Origin of the sequence: Bacteroides cellulosilyticus DSM 14838, assembly GCF_000158035.1 — a bacterium.
Classification (GTDB): domain Bacteria; phylum Bacteroidota; class Bacteroidia; order Bacteroidales; family Bacteroidaceae; genus Bacteroides; species Bacteroides cellulosilyticus.
On the sequence record NZ_EQ973491.1, the window covers coordinates 609,618 to 630,735 of the forward strand.

Here is a 21,118-nt window from a genome sequence, read left to right on the forward strand (position 1 = left end):
CTACAATTTTGCACCAGCTTCGATGTGAGCTTGAGCTTTGTCTTTGCTCAGGAACAAACCAGTAGATTCAACTACGTATTCTGCACCTACAGCATCCCATTTCAAGTCAGCCGGGTTTCTTTCTGCAGTGATGCGGATAGCTTGGCCGTTAACGATCAGTTTGCTGTTTTCAACATCTGCTTCGATAGAGCCGTTAAACTGACCGTGCATAGTGTCATACTTCAGCATGTAAGCCAAGTAATCTACCGGGCAAAGGTCGTTAATACCAACGATTTGAATATCGTTTCTTTCCATTGCAGCGCGGAATACGAAACGTCCGATACGTCCGAATCCATTAATACCTACTTTAATCATTTTGTTTAAACTTTTAAGGGTTTTATAATATTTGTTCAAATATCTCTCTTCTCTTGCGCATTTATTTCTGAAATGCGGTGCAAAAGTAAGAAAATGTTTTTATATTCGCACTTAATTTTATAATTAAATAATGGAAGTGATGGGAAAAAGTTCATTTTTACAAGATTTTAAATCATTTGCCATGAAAGGCAATGTGATAGACATGGCTGTCGGTGTAATCATCGGTGGCGCGTTTGGTAAAATTGTATCTTCTGTGGTGGCAGATATTATCATGCCGCCTCTCGGTTTATTGGTGGGAGGTGTGAACTTTACGGACCTGAAGTGGGTGATGAAACCTGCTGAAGTTGTGGACGGTAAAGAGATTGCTGCTGTAACCTTGAATTATGGAAATTTCCTGCAAGTGACGTTTGACTTTCTTATTATTGCTTTTTCTATTTTCCTGTTCATCAAATTGCTGACCAGGCTGACGGCTAAGAAGGAGGCGGAAGTTCCCGCAGCACCTCCTGCTCCTCCTGCACCTAGTAAAGAAGAAGTCTTACTGACGGAAATTAGGGATATCTTGAAAGAAAAACGATAAAAAGAACAAAAAATAATCCTCACTGTACCCGGTCCGTGTCTGGCCCGTACCTGGTCCGTATCCGGTCCAAACGCTTAGGTACGGAGCAAATACGGATCTGATACGGTTCGGGTAATAGGCGGTAGGAAAAATGGGACAATTCATTCCCTGTCAGCAAGGAGTTAACTTCCTGTCGACAAGAAATTAACTCTTTGTTGACAGGAAGTTAACTCCTTGTAATATCTTGATTATCAGTAATGTTTTTAAAGCTGATTTTACTGTGTTCTATGTGTCTTTCCGGCTACCAAATTCATTAATTATGTTATGAAATATAGATTTTCTGGCTATTATTCCCGTTATTTTCTTACTTTTTTCTACTTTTGCGGAACATTTTAATTAAATCCATACAGATTATATGCAAGAAAAGATTGTCATTCTTGATTTTGGTTCGCAGACTACGCAGCTTATAGCCCGTCGTGTCCGTGAATTGAATACGTATTGCGAAATTTTACCTTATAATAAGTTCCCGGAGGGGGATGAGAGTGTAAAGGGGGTTATTCTTTCGGGAAGCCCGTTCTCTGTATACGATGAAAGTGCATTTAAAGCTGATCTGAGTGAAATTCGTGGAAAGTATCCTATTCTGGGTATCTGCTACGGTGCGCAGTTTATCGCTTATACCAATGGCGGCAAGGTGGAACCTGCCGGAAGTCGTGAGTACGGACGTGCACACTTGAGCTCTTTTGACAAGGATAATGTGCTGTTCAAGGACGTGAAGGAAAATACACAGGTGTGGATGAGTCACGGAGACACAATTACGGTTATCCCTTCCAATTTCAAAAAAATAGCTTCGACGGATAAGGTGGCGATTGCTGCTTATCAGATAGAGAACGAAAAGGTGTGGGGCGTACAGTTCCATCCGGAAGTATTTCACAGCGAAGATGGCACGCAGATGCTGAAGAATTTCGTGGTGGATGTTTGCGGTTGCAAACAGGACTGGAGTGCAGCTTCCTTTATTGAAACGACGGTTGCCGAATTGAAGGAACAGTTGGGTGATGATAAGGTGGTTCTTGGTTTGAGTGGTGGTGTGGATTCTTCCGTAGCTGCTGTATTGTTGAATCGTGCTATCGGTAAGAACCTGACTTGTATCTTCGTAGATCACGGTATGCTCCGTAAGAATGAGTTCAAGAATGTACTGCATGATTATGAATGTCTCGGTCTGAATGTTATCGGCGTGGATGCCAGTGCCAAGTTCTTTGCAGAACTGGCAGGTGTAACGGAACCTGAGGAAAAGCGTAAGATTATAGGCAAGGGGTTTATCGAAGTATTTGATGAGGAGGCCCATAAGATTAAAGATGTGAAATGGCTGGCACAGGGTACGATTTATCCTGACTGTATCGAGTCCCTTTCTATTACCGGTACGGTTATTAAGAGTCATCATAATGTAGGTGGTTTACCTGAAAAGATGCACCTGAAACTTTGTGAGCCGCTTCGCTTATTGTTTAAAGATGAGGTTCGCCGTGTAGGTCGCGGATTGGGTATGCCTGAGCATCTGATTACTCGTCATCCTTTCCCCGGACCGGGTTTGGCTGTGCGTATTTTGGGTGATATTACTCCGGAGAAAGTGGCTATTCTGCAAAATGCGGATGATATCTTTATTCAGGGCTTGCGTGACTGGAAAGTGAAAGAAGCTGATGGTAGCGAAACTTCTCTTTATCATCAGGTTTGGCAGGCGGGTGTTATCTTGCTTCCCGTGCAATCAGTTGGTGTGATGGGAGATGAACGTACGTATGAACGTGCCATTGCGCTGCGTGCTGTGACTTCTACGGATGCTATGACGGCAGACTGGGCGCATTTGCCTTACGAATTCCTGGGTAAGGTTTCCAATGATATTATTAATAAGGTGAAAGGAGTGAACCGTGTAACCTATGATATTTCGTCAAAACCGCCTGCAACGATAGAGTGGGAATAGGGTAGTACGTTTTAATACTATATTTGAATAGCCTCAACTTGTATAGAGTTGGGGCTATTTTTATTGGTGGCAAAGAAACAAATAAACTTTGCACTTTTAGTTGGTTTAGATGTATTATTTGACCAAATATCGCAGTTTGATATTTGGGTCAAAAAGTATATGTAAGTGGATAAATAGTGCAAAGCTTATTCTTTTAAAGGTTTTTATTTTGCGAGAAATTACTTTCAGACATTTTTTAGAATGGAATTGATAGGCCTTAAATTTCAATAAAGAAGAGAATGTAAACCAATCGTAATATTAATGAAAACAAGAAAACTAAAAGCAATGAGTAAAAACAAAATTATCCTGCTTGTACTCTCATTCTTAATGACGAGTATTTGGAATACCTATGCACAGGTAGCCACTGTGAGTGGAGTTGTTCAGGACAAATCGGGTGAGACGATTATCGGTGCAAACGTACTAGTGAAAGGAACGGCTAACGGAGCGATTACTGATTTGAATGGCAAGTTCACGATTTCTGGAGTCAGCACTAATGGTACATTAGTAGTAACCTACATAGGTTACGTCTCTAAAGAGATTGCAGTGAAAAATCAAACAAATTTTATCATTACACTCGAAGAAGATAGCCGTGCGCTGGAAGAGGTCGTTGTTATCGGTTATCAGACAGTAAAACGTAAGGATCTTACCGGTTCTGTTGCATCTGTTTCGGGAAAACAGATTGCGGCAATGCCTGTTGCAAATGCTGCACAGGCCTTACAAGGAAAGTTATCGGGAGTGAATGTCACGACACAAGATGGGCGTCCTGACGCTACAGTCTCAATTCGTGTTCGCGGAGGTGGATCCATCAGCCAAAGTAATGACCCTTTGGTTCTGATTGATGGTGTAAGCGGTTCATTGAATGATATTTCAGCTGATTTAATAGAATCGATTGATGTGTTGAAAGATGCTTCATCAACTGCCATTTATGGCGCCCGAGGTGCCAATGGGGTAATTCTTGTCACTACCAAGGGAGCTAAAGAAGGGCGCGTTGTTGTGAGTTATAATGGTTATATGAAGTACAATACACCAACTAAATATCTGGATGCTCTGGATCCTTATGATTATCTGGCTTATACGTGGGCAAGCGGGGCTTCTGTAGGAGGCAATAGTTACACAGAGCCTTTTGAAAAATTGTATGGCATTGGTCGTTACACAACCACTAATCCTAATGGAATAGAAAGCTACCGTAACATGAAAGCTGATAATATTCAGAAAAAAGTATATGATGATTCGTTCTCTCACAATCATGATCTTTCTATAACGGGCGGTACTGAGAAAACAAAAGTCTTGTTTGCTGTGAATTATACAGATGAGGATGGCATGAAACTGGCTTCTTATTACAAACGTGCCAATGTTTCATTAAAGGTAAATCAAAAAATAGCTAAGAATGTAGATATTAGCCTGGATACCCGCTATACAAATACTAAAAAAATGGGGGATGAAGGAGTTAGAAATGGCAGTGGTTCCGTTTTGTCATCTTCCTACCGTTTTCGTCCTATTGCAACTGAAAATATTTTGGGCGATCTGAATGCTATGAATGAGGGTATGATAGAAAACTATGCAAAGCAAAGTCAATGGGACAGGTACAATCCGGTAAATCGCATTAATGATAATTATTCACCAAAAGATTACCAGGCATTGCGCGGAATTCTATCATTGAATTGGGAGATAGTGAAAGGATTGACGTATCATTCGGACTTGTCACTCAATCAGTCATGGAATCAAAATAAAACGTGGACAGGAGCTATTGTCAACAGTTACATGGATGATAATACAGGAGAAATCCTTTATGCCGGAAATGCGGAACTGGAGAAAAGCAATAAATGGGGGCTTCGTTGGAGCAATACATTAAATTATGATTTTAGTTTGGGCAAGGCGCATCGATTTAGCATTTTGGCTGGTCACGAAGTTTCTGATTCGGGTGGTGATGGTTTAAAAGCTTCAGGAACTTACTATCCTGCAAATTTTACCAAGGAGAATGCATTTGCTATGATTAATCAGTATGATGGTACACAAGGGGTGGGACAGTTTTCTTCAAGTGTTTCTATTCCGGGACGTATTCTTTCTTTTTTCAGCCGTTTGAACTATAATTTATTGGACCGTTATTTGTTGACGGTAACATTTCGTGCTGATGGATCTTCTAAATTTTCTCCTAATAATCGTTGGGGGTATTTTCCTGCTGCAGCTTTGGGCTGGCGTATGTCAGAAGAATCATTTCTGAAGGATGTAGAGTGGCTGGATAATCTTAAGCTTCGTGTTTCTTATGGGCAAGTTGGAAATGACGGTATAAGTTCCAGTCTTTGGTCGCAGACTTGGTCAGCTACAACGGACGTGAGGCAACAAGATGCAGTAAACAATACGCTTCTGCCTTCTTATTCACTGGCTACAGAATTGGCGAATAAAGATTTGAAATGGGAAACCACAATAACTCGTAATATTGGTTTTGACTTTGGCTTTTTCAACAATCGTCTGACAGGTACGATTGATGCATATTGGAATACTACCAAAGATTTGCTGATGAAAACAACTATTCCCGGTATTACAGGTTTCACTGCAACTTACGCCAATGTCGGTCAGACCAGTAATAAAGGCATTGAAATAGCTCTTCAAGGGGTGCTTGTACAGACAAAGGATTGGAATGTAACCGCAGGTTTCAACATAAACTTCAACCGTGGTAATGTAGATGAACTGGCCGATAATGTGACCGGACTTTATGGAACTCAATGGGCTAGTGGATCCACTTTTCCTTCTTCTGACTATATCCTGATGGAAGGAAAGCCGGTGGGATTAGTGCGTGGTCTGATTGCTGACGGATTCTATACAACCAGTGATTTTACATATGCGAATGGCATATACACACTGAAAGAGGGAATTCCGGATATTTCTTCTGTAGTGTTCCCTAATTATCACCTGCATAGTGGTATGAATGAGCGCCCTGCCGGACAATCAGCTTATCCGGGTATGCCCAAATTTAAAGATCGGGATAATAATGGGATTATCAATGACGATGATGTAGAGGTTATTGGTGATATGACACCGGTACATACCGGTGGTTTCAATATAAACACTTCATATAAGAATTTTGACTTGGGATTATATTTTAACTGGAGTTATGGTAATGAAATATACAATGCCAATAAATTGGGGGCACTTTATGGATACAAGGAAAGTGGTGTTTACGAAAACAAACTTTCTTTGGTGAAGGATTGCTATAAAATTTATGATGTAGTTGGCGGCCAGCTGGTAGCTTTAACAACTCCTGAACAGTTGGATGCTGCTAATGTCAATGCTAAATTGCCATTGGCTTATAGCGAGAATGGTTATGTTTCTACGTTAGGTATTGAAGATGGTTCTTATTTGCGCCTGAATACATTGACATTGGGTTATACATTGCCTAAACAATTTATCAAGAAAGCTGGTATCAGCAACCTGCGTGTTTACGGAAGTATTTATAATGTCTTTACCATTACGGGGTATTCGGGTCTTGACGCAGAAGTTAATACCAACACTTCAACAAGTGATTATCCTAAATGGGGGTTGGATTGGGGGACATATCCGCGTGCCCGTTCATTCGTCTTGGGTGTAAATATAAGTTTCTAATCATTTTATTTAAAAGAAGAATTTATGAATAAGTTAATAAAAATGGCATTTGCCGCTATCTGTTGTTTGGCATTTACACAATGTAGTGATTTTTTAGACACCTCTTCTCCATCCAATATTGATGATGAATTTGTTTCTTCCAGCCCTACAGAAACATTGAAGATTTTATCAAGAGGATATGCCCTTTATCGTGAGTCATGTTTTGGCGCGTATAATTGGAATGATCATTTTGGTTCTGATATTGAATATTTTCCTGAAAATAATTCATCCAATAATATCAATGCTAAATTAGTTCCGGAACAGATTCCTTGTGACTATATGAAAGATCCTTTTAATTCTTTATACAGTGTTATTGCTTATACAACGAAAGCTATAAATCTGATCTCTGAAAAAACTCAATATAAAGAGGATATTGCTGCCGGTAGAACTACCGATTGGACACATCTCAAAGGTGAAGCTGAAACATTTCGTGCTATGTGCTATTTTGATTTGATCAAGCACTTTGGCGATGTTCCGTATGGCTATGAGAATAGCTATGTGGATGATTACGAAATTACTTCTCGTTTTGCAATCTACGATAAACTGATAGAAGCTGTAAAAGCAGTCGAACCTTATATGTATAAAGTCGGGGAAGGAGGTATTAATGGTCAACGTATCTCCAGAACATTTGCAAATGCACTCATTGGTAAGATGGCTCTTTATGCCGGTGGCTATCAAACTATCCGTACGGATATGCCTGAACTTTATGGAGAAGTACAGTTTGAAGTCCTTAGAACTGATGCAAAACGTAAGTGTGCTTACGCTCGTCGTGCAGATTACAAAAACTATTATATGATAGCTCAACAATACTTGGAGATGGCTATTTCAACGAATGCCGGAACAACTAAATTAGTTACTACGGATGAACGCACTTATACCGACAATCCTTTCCAACGCCATTTCCAATTTTGTATGGATTTAGAGCAGAGTCCTGAAACTATTTTTGAATTGGGCAGTGTACAAAATAGAGTGGGCGGTCGATTTTATAGTTATGATATTGGTCGTGGCTGTAATGGAGGTAACAATACGGCTCCTAATAAGGTCTTTGCGGCAGTACGAATGGTACCTACTTTTTATTATGGCGGTTATGACAATGCCGACAAGCGTAGAGATGTCAGTGCAGTGGTCACCGGATTGGATGGCAAAGGAAATGAAATAGTTTTTACTTTTAAGGCCGGTGCTAAGACAGATGGAGGTATTTGCTTGAATAAGTGGGATATTTGCCGTCAGAATCCTTACTTTGTAGGTGGACAGGGTAGCGCGGGCTTTAGTGCACCGATTATGCGTGTTGCGGATGCGATTCTTATGTTGGCAGAAGTGAAAGCCGAACTGGGTGCAAATGCTGAAGCCATAAATTTAGTCAATCAGATTCGGGAAAGGGCTTTTGGTAATACCGACCATAATATTGCAGGTTTATCCGGAGATGTGTTGAAAGATGCAGTTCTTATGGAAAGGAAATTAGAACTTTTTGGTGAAGGACATACTCGCTACGATATGGTTAGAAGTGCCAAATTCTCTGAGGAAGCGTTGGAGGTACGTAATGAGATGGAGGCTCTTGCTATTGATTTGAAGACTAAAGGCTATTATGAATTTGGAAATGGTAATGTATTACCAGCCTATATATGGACAAAACAGGTTGAGGGTGCTACTTTGACTTATGATTGTACGGATAAAACAGATCCTGTACAATTTCCGGGATGGCGCGGTGTGTTGGATTTTGCAAAATTGGGATTAACTGTTAATGGAACGACCCATAACACAGCAATTAAGGGCTTATTTGAATATATTGATCCTAATGGTACAATTGCTGCTCAATTGGAACAGGAAGGGTATGTGAAGACCGCCTGGGGTAGTACTCTTGCAGAGAATATTGATATTTATTTGAGTAATATTCTTCCGGGAATCACATCCAAAGAAAGTGTTCCTTGTTATTATTGGGCTATTCCGTACGAAACGATTAGTCAATCTAAAGGAAAAGTAACGAATGGTTATGGATTACCGCAACAATAAAGAAAAGGACTATTATAATAATCGTCAATAGGTATCAGAAAATTTCAGAATAGTTTTTTTACCCTGTATTATTCATACTCATCAGTAAGGTGTTTTGAATAATACAGGGTAAATAGTATTTTATGATTTAATGAATTTCAGAGAAAAGGAATTCACGCTGTTTCATGCTCTTGGCATTGCCCGTTACAGAAAAAAAGCTGTTTAAGCGAATGTCAATGGAAGAAGCTCCTATCTTTATTTCATATTTTCCAGGCATTATGTGCCATTGCTTTTCAAAATAATATGCCAATTGGTCTAACATTAATTCAGCTTTTACTTTCTGGGTTTCTCCGGGTTTCAGTGAGATTCGTTTAAAGCCTTTTAGCTGAATTGGCTTTAGAGGTTGTCCATCAACTGGTGATAGGTATAGTTGAATGATTTCGGTACCTTCCATCTTTCCACTATTGGTTATATCAAAAGAGAACTTGATACTTTTATCTGTGGTGCAGACTGTTGATTTCTGTATTTTCAAATTGCTATAAGTATATGTTGTATACGACAGACCATATCCAAAGGGGTAGGCAACTTTACTAAGTAACTCCGGTTGGTTGTTATAACATATATTCTCTTCTGATTCTGTTTTGGGGTAACTGACACATAATTTTCCCGAGGGGTTGACATTGCCTAATAATATATCAGCTACAGCGTTACCACCCTCTTCGCCGGGATACCATGCATGCATGATAGCAGCACAGCCTTTTTCTATTTCATCGATAACTTGTGGGCGTCCTCCCATTATCACCAATACGACAGGCTTTCCTGTTGCTATTAACTCTTTTACGAATTTCTCCTGGTCACCGGGTAAATCGATGCCTTTTCTTACACGAGCCTCTCCACAAAGAGCTGGATTTTCTCCTACGGCTGCTACTATAATATCACTCTCTTTAGCCAATTTGATTGCTGCATTCCAGTCTGTATGATCGGCTGATTCTACCATCATTGCGGTTAATTGACTGGTACGAGGATCTACATCGCCTGATGATTTAATAGTGGCTTCTCCCGGTAGACTCCATTCGCAGCCACGTTCGTAGCCTACTATCATAGAGGCTGGTTTTTTGTTTTTTAAGCCATCATACAATGGGATCAAGTAAGGATTTTGTCCATCCGGTTTTTTTCTTCTCCAGAAAGCAAGCATGGAAGGATAAGCATAATCACCAATCAAGCTCCAAAAAGAGTTTGCATTAGGACCAACTAATGCTATCTTGGCTGTCGGTTTAAGCGGTAACACACCGTTGTTCTTTAGCAATACTACAGACTGGCATGCCAGTTCGTAGGCTGTTTGACGATAATCCGGAGTGTCTAAGTTTAAGTGACCTTTTTCAAATAACTTAGCATTAGGAGTTAACATTCCTAATCTTACTTTTAGGGTTAAAGCACGTTTAACCGCCTCTTCAAATCGTGCTTCACTCACTATTCCCGATGCCATTGCTTCCGGTAAATGAGGATAACATTTACCATTGCTGAACTCAAGATCATTACCTGCATTCATAGCTTCTGCTGCACACTTAGCCAACATATCATCTCCTTTGTATAGACGGCCGATAGCACCGTAGTCACTAACCACTATACCGTCAAAACCTGTTCTCCCGCGGAGATAGTCTTGAATCAAAGGTGCACTTGCTACCACCAGTTTACCTTTATAGGAATGATATCCCGTCATTGTGCATTTGCTGCCTGCACAGCGAATGATAGCTTCATGAGGGAAAAGGATCTCTTCGGTTAATTCTTTCTCCGGAGACTCACTACCTCCACCATAACCAAGAAAGTGTTTACTACAGGCAGCAACTCCTTTGGCTAAATCATTGCCTTGCAAACCCTGAACGAAAGCTACTCCCATAGCACCGGATAAATAACTATCTTCTCCATAACTTTCTTCGATGCGGTTGAATGTAGAAGTACGTACAACATCTACCATTGGTGACAATGCCATTGTGCTACCTACTTTACGCATAGCTTCGGCTGTTTGCCTTGATTTTTCAATCATTAAATCAGGATTCCATGTGCAAGCCAATCCTAACTGTTGAGGATATACGGTAGCTCCTTTTGCGGCAAATCCACTGATAGCTTCTTCATGGCAAATTGCTGGAATACCCGAAGGCGTGTTTTTGCGTAACCATTCTTGAAGGTCGGCTACAAAATCTCGCAGTTTGTCAGGATCTAATTCCTGTGCACATGCGAATTGGCAAACGTGCCCTATGCCATTAGGTATATTCTTACGGCATTTTTCATCAGATAGTTTTCCATTTTTATCTACCAATGATCCGGGAACTATCCCATGCAATTGAGCAACTTTCTCTTCAAGGGTCATACGATTGTAGAGCTCATTTACAATCTTCTGTGATTCCTTTGTTTCAAAAGGCGTGTAATTTACAGTTTGCGCCTGTAAATTTGTACTGAATAGCACTGACAATGCTATTCCTGCAACGAGTAATTTTTTCTTTTTCTTCATGGTTCTTTTTTACTAATTTTTCAGATACAAACATACGAAAGATACTGAAATAGGTCTTGCACTCTTTTTTCATTAGAGTGTACTATTTGACTAGTTATATTGGGCGTAAATATTCTTATTTGGATTTATTTGTTTGATAATTAGTGAATTATGATAAGATTGTATAGAGAGCTAATGATGTGATTACTGGATTTTTTATCATTTATTTGGAAGCTTATTAGTAATGGTTAGTCAAAAGAAAAGATTGAGCCTTGGTCAAAAAGTGCAGTAAATCGCATGAATAGTGTAAACTTGTCTAAAGATAGCAGTCTACATTTGCATTGAACAATAAAACGGAATATTATGCAAATAGAAAAATTAAGATTTTTGAATTTCGTAAAAATACTACTTTTAGGATTAGTGTCAATGGGCAATGTCAATGTGTACGCTCAAAAACATCCCATATTATGGTATGATAAGCCTGCACAATATTGGGAAGAAGCTTTACCTCTCGGTAACGGACGGTTAGGGGCAATGGTTTATGGAAATCCGGTTCATGAAGAGATTCAGTTGAATGAAGAAACGGTTTCTGCCGGTTCTCCTTATAATAATTATAATCCAGAAGCTAAAAATGCATTATCGACTATCCGTCAACTGATATTCGACGGTAAATATCCGGAAGCACAGGCCTTGGCAGAAACCAAAATTCTTTCAAAGAATGGATTTGGAATGCCTTATCAAACTGTTGGAAGTTTACGCTTGGATTTTCAGGGACAAGAAAACTATTCCAATTTTCGTCGAGAACTCGATTTGGAGAGAGCGGTGACTACAACCACTTATTCTGTAGATGGGGTGAAATATAAACGTGAAGTGTTTGCTTCATTAACCGATCAGCTCATTATAATTCGCCTGACAGCCTCTCAGGCTGGAAAGTTAACTTTCTCAGCTGCATTGACTTGTCCGCAAAAGGTAGATGTAAGTACTTTAGGAAAGAATAGATTGATAATGGAAGGAACTACTAAAGGGGATGGATTTACTCCGGGGGCTGTATGCTTCCGTGCAGATGTTGAATTGGATTTACAAGGCGGAAAGTCAGTTGCTAATGATACTCTTTTATCTATAACAAATGCAACTAGTGCAACTATTTATATTGCTATGGCAACCAATTTTATTAATTACAAGGATATTTCTGGTAATCCTGTTGAACGTAATAAAGTTTATCTGAAAAATGCTAGAAAACCTTATACTAAGGCATTACAGGCTCATGTTAATATGTATCAGAAATATTATCGACGGGTGGCCTTAGATTTGGGATATACTCCTCAAGCAGATAAGCCGACGGACATTAGGGTGAAAGAATTTGCAACCTCTAATGATCCCCATTTAGTAGCGTTATACTTTCAATATGGACGTTATTTACTTATTTCTTGTTCGCAACCAGGTGGGCAACCTGCGAATCTACAGGGTATTTGGAATCATAAAACAAATCCGGCATGGAGATGTCGTTATACTACTAACATAAATGCAGAGATGAATTATTGGCCTGCTGAGGTTACGAATTTACGTGAAATGCATGAACCTTTCCTGCAAATGATTAGAGAACTTTATGAAAATGGACAGGAAGCCGCCCGTGAAATGTATGGCTGTCGTGGATGGATGCTGCATCATAATACAGACTTATGGCGTATGAACGGTGCAGTTGACAGGCCTTATTGTGGTCCATGGCCTACCTGTAATGCTTGGTTATGTCAGCATTTGTGGGATCGTTATCTCTATTCTGGCGATAAAGAATATCTTAATAGTATATATCCCATTATGAAAAGTGCTTCCGAATTTTTTGTAGACTTTTTGGTAAAGGATCCAAATACTGGCTATATGGTAGTAACGCCTAGTAATTCTCCTGAAAATTCTCCTAAATTGTGGAAAGGAAAGTCGAATCTATTTGCGGGAGTCACGATGGATAATCAGCTAGTATTTGATTTATTCTCAAACACTAATGCTGCGGCTCAAATTCTGAACAGAGACAAACAGTTCTGTGATACAATTCTTTCTTTGAAGAAACGATTGCCGCCTATGCAAGTAGGGCAATACGGACAGCTACAAGAATGGTTTGAAGATTGGGATAATCCTAAAGATCATCATCGGCATATTTCCCATTTGTGGGGACTTTTTCCAGGTTATCAGATATCTCCTTACTCTTCACCAGTGCTTTTTGAAGCTGCTCGCAATACGTTGATACAACGTGGTGATCCTTCTACTGGTTGGTCTATGGGCTGGAAAGTTTGTTTCTGGGCAAGATGTTTAGATGGAAATCATGCCTTTAAACTTATTACCAATCAATTAAATTTGGTTTCTCCTGAAATACAAAAAGGACAAGGAGGTGGTACATATCCGAATTTGTTTGATGCTCATCCACCTTTCCAGATTGATGGTAACTTTGGTTGTGTTGCAGGTATTGCAGAAATGCTAATGCAAAGCCATGATGGAGCCGTTCATTTGCTTCCGGCTTTACCTGACGTTTGGAAAGATGGGGAGATAGCTGGACTTCGCGCGCGTGGAGGGTTCGAAATTATTTCATTAAAATGGAAAAATGGTAGAATAGAGTCTGTAACCATTAAATCTACTATCGGGGGAAACTTACGTTTGAGAGTTCACAATCGATTGAACATAAATAATAAGAACTTAGCTGAAACAAATAGTCTCAATCCTAATTTATTATTTGCTAAACAAGATGTCACTCGCCCTTTAATCAGTGAAAAAGCTCCATTGAAGGGAATAGAGTTTAAAGAATATTTTCTGTATGACATTCCAACGGAAGCTAATCATACTTATACCTTCACTAATCTTTGACTATGATTATAATTAATCTTAATGTGTTAGTCTTTATGATGCTGATAATCAGTTGATTTTTTATATGTGTCAAAAAGTGCACGCAAAGGGATAAAAAGTACAAACTATATTTTTGATAAGCTATTAGTTTTGCGATTATCGTTTAAGGAAGCAATTGAACTGGTTAGATGTTTTCAGGAAAATTTGGCTGCCATTATTGGCAGCCAATACTTATAAGATCAATATATGAAGAACTATTTTTTTGTTAATTAAATAATACTATCATGAAACAAAAATTTGATTATGTGTGGAACGTAAGAACGCTGCTAATGGTATTGCTATTGCTGGTGCCGATAGCAGGGTTTACTCAAAACGGTACAGTGAAAGGTACTGTGGTCGATTCGGAAGGTGAACCTGTTATCGGGGCTACCGTAACGGAGAAAGGGCGAAAGGGAAATGGTGCTATTACCAATTTGGATGGAGACTTTACTTTGACGTTATCAGGGACAGAGAAAAAAATCATTGTGACCTTTATAGGTATGCGTACTGAAGAGGTAAGCGTTACTCCTGGAAAAAAGGTTCAAATTGTGCTTGAGGATGATGCGCAGCAGCTTGACGAAGTAGAGGTTGTGGCTATCGGTTACGGTAATGCGCGGCGGAAAGATCTTACAGGAGCAATATCTTCTGTTGGCGAGAATACTTTAAAAGATATTACTACTACTTCCGCTGCAAGTGCAATTACGGGGCGTATAGCTGGAGTTAGTGTAGTTACTACTCAAGGTTCTCCTGACGCTGAAGTTAGTATTCGTGTACGTGGAGGAGGATCTATCACCCAAAGTAATGATCCATTATTTATTGTCGATGGTTTTCAGGTAAATGGTATTGGAGATATTCCTCCTACTGATATCGAAAGTATTGATGTATTGAAAGATGCTTCATCTACAGCTATTTATGGAGCAAAAGGTGCTAATGGTGTAGTTCTTGTTACCACGAAAAGTGGACGTGTAGGCAAAATGGAGGTCTCCTTAAATGCTTCAGTTGGTTTTAATCATATGTATAATGAAACGGATGTACTTTCTCCTTATGAATATGTATATTTACAAAGAGAATTAGATCCTTCGACTAATGCGGGTTTTTTTGAACGCTATGGTAGATGGGATGATCTAGAGATATATAGAGGAAGAAAGGGGACTAATTGGCAAGCTAAATTGTTTGATCGGACTGGTGTAAAACAGAACTACAATTTGAATATCAATGGTGGGAGTAAAGATTTAGTGTATAGTTTAAGTTATACGCGTGATAATGAAGAATATATTATGAAAACTTCTGAATTTAATCGCGATAATTTGAATGTAAAAATTAGTAAAAAGTTTAATGATAAGCTGAAGATTGATTTTAATTCTCGTATGACCAGTACTGTCATTGATGGTACAAGTGTTTCTTCTGGGGGGAAACTGCGGGATTGTGTCAAATATCCACCTGTGGGTACTTTGAAAGATTTGACGGCAGAGGATTTACAGGGAAGCGAATACATTCCGGAGAATATCAGTGGTCTGAATGATCCTTTTTATAACATTGCGAACGAATATAAAAAACAGCAAAAATTCTCAAACTCTTATAACGCTGCATTGATTTGGGATATAATCAAAGGATTGAATTTTCGTGCAGAAGGAACTTATGTCTTTGATTTTGACCGTACAGATCAAATTTATCTGGAAAATACGGGAGAAGCTAATAATAAAGCCGGTCAACCAGTATCTTATCGGACTTATTGGAATGGTAAACGTTGGACAGGTAGAACTCAGTTGAGTTACAATAAACAAATAAAAAAACACCGATTTGATATTACGGCAGGATTAGAATTGAGTAGTAGTGAAAAAGATAATATGCGCATCAATTCAGACTACTATCCTATAGATTATACAGCAAATGATATTTTGTCTATGTGGAACAATGGTAAAGCGGAACCCACTTACACTACTATTGATGAACCTAATCGCAGTCAGTCTTATTTCGGACGTATGGGATATAATCTGAACAATCGCTATTATGCAAATTTTACTTTGCGTGCTGATGGTACCAATGTTTTTGCTCCTGGTAATAAATGGGGAGTTTTTCCAGCTGGATCGGTAGCATGGCGTATTTCTGATGAGAAGTTTATGAAAACGGCTAAAAACTGGCTCTCCGACTTGAAATTGCGTTTAAGCTATGGTAAGGCTGGAAATGCACGAGTAGGTTCTAGATGGCGTCAAACGTATAAAGCAGTGTCAGACACAAGATATTTATATTATCAGAATGAAACGGGAATGTCTTCTTTACAGACATCAACCACACTGCGTAATGAAGATTTAACTTGGGAATCAAAATATTCTGCCAATATAGGATTGGATATGAGTTTATTTAAGAATCGTCTGAAAATTAATGTTGATTTATATAAAGATATCACGAAGAATCTGATCATGTCAGTACAATTACCATCCAATGCCGGATACAGAGATCAGTATCAAAATTTGGGACAGACTACTAATCAAGGATTGGAAATATCGTTAAATGCTAATTTGATACAGAAAAAAGACGCTTATTTAGATTTTGGTTTTAATATCTCGTTTAATAAAAATAAAGTAGATGCTCTGTATGGTGCTAATCAGGATGTAATGATTTTGTCAGCCGGGGGTACTAGTGTCGGAAGTGACAATTATCGTATTTTTGTAGGTCAGGAGGTAGGATTGATGTATGGCTATATATATGATGGGCTATATGATTTTGATGATTTTACATTTAATAAAGAAACTCAAAGATGGGATTTAAACGAGGGTGTTGTTGATTGCTCAGGTGTACTTAGTTTATCTGGTAATTATTATGGACCAGGTCACATGAAATTGAAGGACTTGAACGGTGATGGAAAAATTGATCCGGATAATGACCGTAAAGTTATAGGACATGCACTTCCAAAACATACTGGTGGTTTTAATATTAATGCAGGCTGGAAAGGTTTTGATTTGGTGGCGATGTTCAATTGGTCATATGGTAATGATATTTTAAATCTTAGTAAAGTAGATTATGTAACTTATGCTGGTAGTAGAAAATATCAGAATATGAGTACGCTCATGAAGAAGGAAAACCGCTTTACTACTATTGATCCGGTTACGGGGCTTAATATTTATAATGGTGGTAATGCAGATCCTGAGCGATTGCGGGAAGTTAATCAGAATAAAACAATGTGGCATCCGATTATAAACAATAATATTACTACTGACTGGGTAGTTGAAGATGGCTCTTTTTTACGTTTGGGAACGTTGACTTTAGGTTATACACTACCGAAAAATTTAACTAAGAAGTTTGGAGTGAAAAAATTGCGATTATATGCTACAGCTTCTAATTTATTCTGTTTGACAGGATATAGCGGTCAAGATCCTGAAGTAAATACCAGTTCAAGTAATATGACTCCGGGAGTTGATAAATCTTCTTATCCAAAGAATAAGAATTATCTATTTGGTGTTAATCTAACTTTTTAATATTTATAATACATATCATGAAATGTAAATTATTATATGCAGTTGTTACAGTTCAATTACTGTTCACTGCTTGCAGCGATTTTTTGGATACGGCATCTCCTTCAGAACAATCTGCTCAAACTATATTTGAAAATGAAGGAATGGCTAAAGCTGCTGTTATGGGAGTCTATTCATACTTAGGCGATACTTATGTTTATGGTCAGAAAATGTCTGTTAACTGGCAAGGGAATTCGGATACAGATATGTCCAATGGCTTTATGGAAAATCCCAGTAGTGATAAAAATGGAGATAGCGGGCCTGCGAATTTTTGGGCGGATTGGTACAACAAGACAACTCAGTGGGGAAATATCTTTAAATTAACAGAATTGGCAAGTACTGCTGTTGATGGTATTCGTAATTCAAAGTTGTATGAAGAAGGCTCCATCACTATGAAATATTTGCTGGGCGAAGCGCTAACGTTACGCTCATTGGCTTATCTTGAATTGGTACGTCGTTGGGGAGATGTTCCTTTTAAAGATGGTATTGCCAATTCTGACTTGTCAAATGTATATATGGGAAAAATTAATCGAGATAGTATTTATCCGTTTCTTATAAGAGATATGCAAGAAGCTGTTGAATGTTTGCCATGGGTGGGTGAAGTTGGTGATTATAATTGCGAACGTGTAACTAAAGGGTTTGCAAAAGGCTTATTAGCTCGTATTGCTTTGTTTGCAGGCGGTTGGTCTATTCGTGATGGTAATCAGTTTTCTGATGCAAATGTAGAGCATTATCCTAATTTGGAAAACAATCCGGGTATGAAAGAAATGAATAACTACTATGTGGGGCGTACTAAGGATTGGAGGAAATACTATGAAATAGCAGAGGAACAGTGTGCTGAAATTATTGGGGATCCACAAAACCCTCATCAATTGGATCCTGATTATGGCAATATTTGGAAAACTGTATGCCATTTAGATTATAATCCTTATAATGAAAATATGTTTGAAGTTGCTAATGGTCTGGGATATAGTGGTGATATTGGTTCATTGATGGGGAGGCGTATGGATAATAAGCCTGAAAATTTTGGTGGTTCATATGCATGCTCAAATGCCTTTTATTTTTACTCTTTTCTCCCTCAAGACAAACGTCGTGATTATGCGTGCTATTGGGCTACTTATAAAAAGGATAATACATATGTTAGGGAAGTTATGGGGAATAACATTATGGGAGTAAGTTATGGAAAATGGGGGTATTTCTGGACATGCGATGCATATAGAAATTTGCTTTTGACAGCAACTTCGCGTGTACCGACTGGAATTAACTGGATTCTAATGCGTTATCCTGATATCTTTTTGATGTTTGCAGAGGCGCGCTATGGATTGGGTAAAGGTGAAGATACAGTGAATGAGAAAGCCGGTATAAGTGCGCGCCAAGCTTTAGAGAAAGTACGTGAAAGAGCATTTGGAATAGGTTCACCTGAAATAAAGAAGTATGATGCAGATTTCTTTAATGCTATTGTCAATGAGAGAGCTTGGGAGTTTGGAGGTGAAGCCATTCGTAAATTAGATTTGATTCGTTGGGGATTATTAGATCAAAAGATAGAAGAGATGAAAGAGGCAATGCTATTAATGCTTGATGGTACTCAAACGATTAAGATTTTTGATAGAGTGTATGAACCTTCAGATTTCCCTGATAAGTTATATTTTAAATATGACAAGAATAATGAGTTTATTGATTGGGAATCCGTCAATTTCTATGAAAGGCTGGCGTTTAATCCTGATCAGAATGTTTATACGGAAGTGAATTGGTTTCCTGTTAATAATTGGAATCTGGAAGATGAAAGGCGAGTGAATGATTTAGTTAATAATTCAGTGAAAATATTGCTCTACGCTTCCGGACTACGAGCTTCATATAACTATGACGAATTATTTTCTAAATTGAAATATGGTGATTTAATTAAAAAGAAGTTTATTACCATGACAGCTGGAAACGGAGTTTGCAACTATCGTCATTTATATCCCATTTATTATGATGATATATATAAATCCAAAGGATATTTAGAAAATTCATACGGATATGATTATAAATAATTAGAATGTACATTTATGAAAAACAAAGACCTATATTGTATACTAGTATACTTTTTAGCATTTATTGCGATTGGATGTAGCGATCAGCCCAATGATTGGGAATATGATCCGAACTATGACATACTATTTCGTCCGATTAAATTCGAGATTAAAGAAAGCAAAGCAACTTCTGTATTAATAGAATATAAAGGTGTAGAAGAGGCTACCAAGTATGTATTTGAATTCAGTGAAGGGGACAGTTTATTATTTACCAATGTTATTCGTACTGTGGAGATATTGGCTGATACATTGACTCCATATACCAAAGAGGCAACAGTGTCTGCCACTACCTACCGTACTCTATTTAAGGAGTTGAATGGAACAAGTAAATACTCAGTTCGGTTAAGGGCGGTCAATCAAAATAATGGTAAGGAATCAAAATATGTACAAGCTTATTTTAAAACTCCTAGTGAGCAGGTATTTACAAATAATATTTTAGGATTGGATAATATCATGCTGTATTGGGAACCGAATATAGCTGTTACACATATATCTTACGGTGAACTGAAATACCAGAATGAAAAAAATGACACAATATGGGCACCGAAACGGATCATTACAGATATTGAAAAAAAAGAAGGAAGTCTCTCTGTTGATGGTTTAAAGCCTGGTACCAATTATGTGTTTGTGATTTATAATGAACTGGTACGCAGAGGAAGCTTAAACTTGAGAACATTGGGATCTAATACAGGTGGCATGATTAAAGTGAATGCAGGTGATGATATTGATAATTTGCTGAAATCTAGTGCTGATAGTACCGTATCTCTAATTTTTGATAAAGAGCAGACATATGAGATTGGTAAGATAACAATACCGAAAAATATTAATCGCCTTTATTTAATAGGAGGTGGTAGAGGAGGATCGCAACCTTTATTAAAATTGTATAGCATAAGTTTGTCTGGCTCTATCAGGGGAATTTTATGTCAGAATATAGAAATAGACAATACCATGAAAGAGAATTTCCAAATCAATGTAAATGGTGGAAAAACTTTCAGAGATGTTGAATTTGACGGTTGTATTATTCGAAATATTCCGCGGAGCCTTATTCGAATTGATGATGCAGATGCGAAAATAGGTAATATCAAAATTAATAATTGTATAATTAAGAATGTTGGAGCTAACGGCTATGGACTTATAAATGTAGGAAAAGCTTCCTCGATAAGTACAATATCTATCACAAACACAACAATGATAGATATTGGTGATCAGTTAATGGATATACGGGTAGATGTTGATAAGATTAGTATTAATAATATGACTTTCTGTAATTATACTATTGGTATTCCGAAGATTTTTCTTTTAAATAAGCAGCCTAAGGCTATTACTGTAAAGAACTCAATCTTTACTGGAGACAATAAGGGCGATAAAGTAAATTCTGGTAATGGGGATTATTCAAGTTATTTGAATTTCTCCTCATGCTATCTCACTTCTGATTTTGAAGTAAATAAAAATAAGTTTACGAATGCTGTTATTGTAGGTTTGACTTCTGAAGAGTTGTTTGTTAATCCTCGTCAAGATGATTTTCATTTCAAAAGCGATGTGAAATTTGCCGGAAAAGGCGAAGTTGGTGATCCTAGATGGTGGTAGCTTTGAAATTTGTACTCTATACAAAATATTGTATAAATTAGGAAA

The 21,118-nt window shown here is 38.1% G+C and carries 9 protein-coding genes and 1 pseudogene; 8 read left to right on the forward strand and 2 right to left on the reverse strand.

Annotated elements, in window-relative coordinates:
- Positions 1 to 18: 18 nt before the first annotated feature.
- Positions 19 to 354: pseudogene (locus tag BACCELL_RS14770) on the reverse strand (glyceraldehyde 3-phosphate dehydrogenase NAD-binding domain-containing protein); the annotation flags it as partial.
- 139 nt (positions 355 to 493) lie between these two features.
- On the opposite strand from BACCELL_RS14770, the gene mscL reads away from it, so the two are divergent.
- From mscL to BACCELL_RS14790, 4 genes are all read left to right on the forward strand, one after another.
- Positions 494 to 931 (forward strand): large-conductance mechanosensitive channel protein MscL, encoded by a 438-nt coding sequence (gene mscL, locus BACCELL_RS14775; protein WP_007215416.1) that lies wholly within the window; start codon positions 494 to 496, stop codon positions 929 to 931.
- A gap of 394 nt (positions 932 to 1,325) precedes the next feature.
- A complete protein-coding gene (gene guaA, locus BACCELL_RS14780) occupies positions 1,326 to 2,879 on the forward strand; it encodes a glutamine-hydrolyzing GMP synthase (RefSeq protein WP_007212669.1) in 1,554 nt (517 codons plus the stop codon).
- A gap of 300 nt (positions 2,880 to 3,179) precedes the next feature.
- Entirely contained in the window at positions 3,180 to 6,518 is a 3,339-nt protein-coding gene (locus tag BACCELL_RS14785) for a SusC/RagA family TonB-linked outer membrane protein (RefSeq protein ID WP_007212670.1), read from the forward strand.
- 24 nt (positions 6,519 to 6,542) lie between these two features.
- A complete protein-coding gene (locus tag BACCELL_RS14790; RefSeq protein ID WP_007212671.1) occupies positions 6,543 to 8,567 on the forward strand; it encodes a RagB/SusD family nutrient uptake outer membrane protein in 2,025 nt (674 codons plus the stop codon).
- 127 nt (positions 8,568 to 8,694) lie between these two features.
- On the opposite strand, the gene BACCELL_RS14795 is transcribed toward BACCELL_RS14790, so the two are convergent.
- Entirely contained in the window at positions 8,695 to 11,055 is a 2,361-nt protein-coding gene (locus BACCELL_RS14795; protein ID WP_007212672.1) for a glycoside hydrolase family 3 N-terminal domain-containing protein, read from the reverse strand.
- A 342-nt stretch (positions 11,056 to 11,397) separates the two neighbouring features.
- Between BACCELL_RS14795 and BACCELL_RS14800 the strand changes: the two genes are divergently transcribed.
- The 4 genes from BACCELL_RS14800 to BACCELL_RS14815 all read left to right on the forward strand — a co-directional run bounded on the left by BACCELL_RS14800 (position 11,398) and on the right by BACCELL_RS14815 (position 21,073).
- Entirely contained in the window at positions 11,398 to 13,884 is a 2,487-nt protein-coding gene (locus BACCELL_RS14800) for a glycoside hydrolase family 95 protein (protein WP_007212673.1), read from the forward strand.
- 263 nt (positions 13,885 to 14,147) lie between these two features.
- Positions 14,148 to 17,378 carry a SusC/RagA family TonB-linked outer membrane protein gene (locus BACCELL_RS14805; RefSeq protein ID WP_007212674.1) on the forward strand — a complete coding sequence of 1,077 codons (3,231 nt, stop codon included), beginning with the start codon at positions 14,148 to 14,150 and terminating at the stop codon, positions 17,376 to 17,378.
- A 17-nt stretch (positions 17,379 to 17,395) separates the two neighbouring features.
- On the forward strand, positions 17,396 to 19,447 hold the full coding sequence (locus tag BACCELL_RS14810; protein ID WP_007212675.1) for a RagB/SusD family nutrient uptake outer membrane protein: 2,052 nt from the start codon (positions 17,396 to 17,398) through the stop codon (positions 19,445 to 19,447).
- Between the two features lie 15 nt (positions 19,448 to 19,462).
- Positions 19,463 to 21,073: a DUF4957 domain-containing protein gene (locus BACCELL_RS14815; RefSeq protein WP_007212676.1), complete on the forward strand. Its 1,611-nt coding sequence runs from the start codon at positions 19,463 to 19,465 to the stop codon at positions 21,071 to 21,073.
- The last annotated feature ends 45 nt before the right edge of the window (positions 21,074 to 21,118 follow it).

Excerpts from the sequence above, each read along its gene's own strand:
- mscL (WP_007215416.1), top strand. The coding sequence starts at position 494 with ATGGGAAAAAGTTCATTTTTACAAGATTTTAAATCATTTGCCATGAAA.
- BACCELL_RS14800 (WP_007212673.1), top strand. The coding sequence starts at position 11,398 with ATGCAAATAGAAAAATTAAGATTTTTGAATTTCGTAAAAATACTACTT.
- guaA (WP_007212669.1), top strand. The coding sequence starts at position 1,326 with ATGCAAGAAAAGATTGTCATTCTTGATTTTGGTTCGCAGACTACGCAG.
- BACCELL_RS14815 (WP_007212676.1), top strand. The coding sequence starts at position 19,463 with ATGAAAAACAAAGACCTATATTGTATACTAGTATACTTTTTAGCATTT.
- BACCELL_RS14810 (WP_007212675.1), top strand. The coding sequence starts at position 17,396 with ATGAAATGTAAATTATTATATGCAGTTGTTACAGTTCAATTACTGTTC.
- BACCELL_RS14785 (WP_007212670.1), top strand. The coding sequence starts at position 3,180 with ATGAAAACAAGAAAACTAAAAGCAATGAGTAAAAACAAAATTATCCTG.
- BACCELL_RS14790 (WP_007212671.1), top strand. The coding sequence starts at position 6,543 with ATGAATAAGTTAATAAAAATGGCATTTGCCGCTATCTGTTGTTTGGCA.
- BACCELL_RS14805 (WP_007212674.1), top strand. The coding sequence starts at position 14,148 with ATGAAACAAAAATTTGATTATGTGTGGAACGTAAGAACGCTGCTAATG.
- BACCELL_RS14795 (WP_007212672.1), bottom strand. The coding sequence starts at position 11,055 with ATGAAGAAAAAGAAAAAATTACTCGTTGCAGGAATAGCATTGTCAGTG.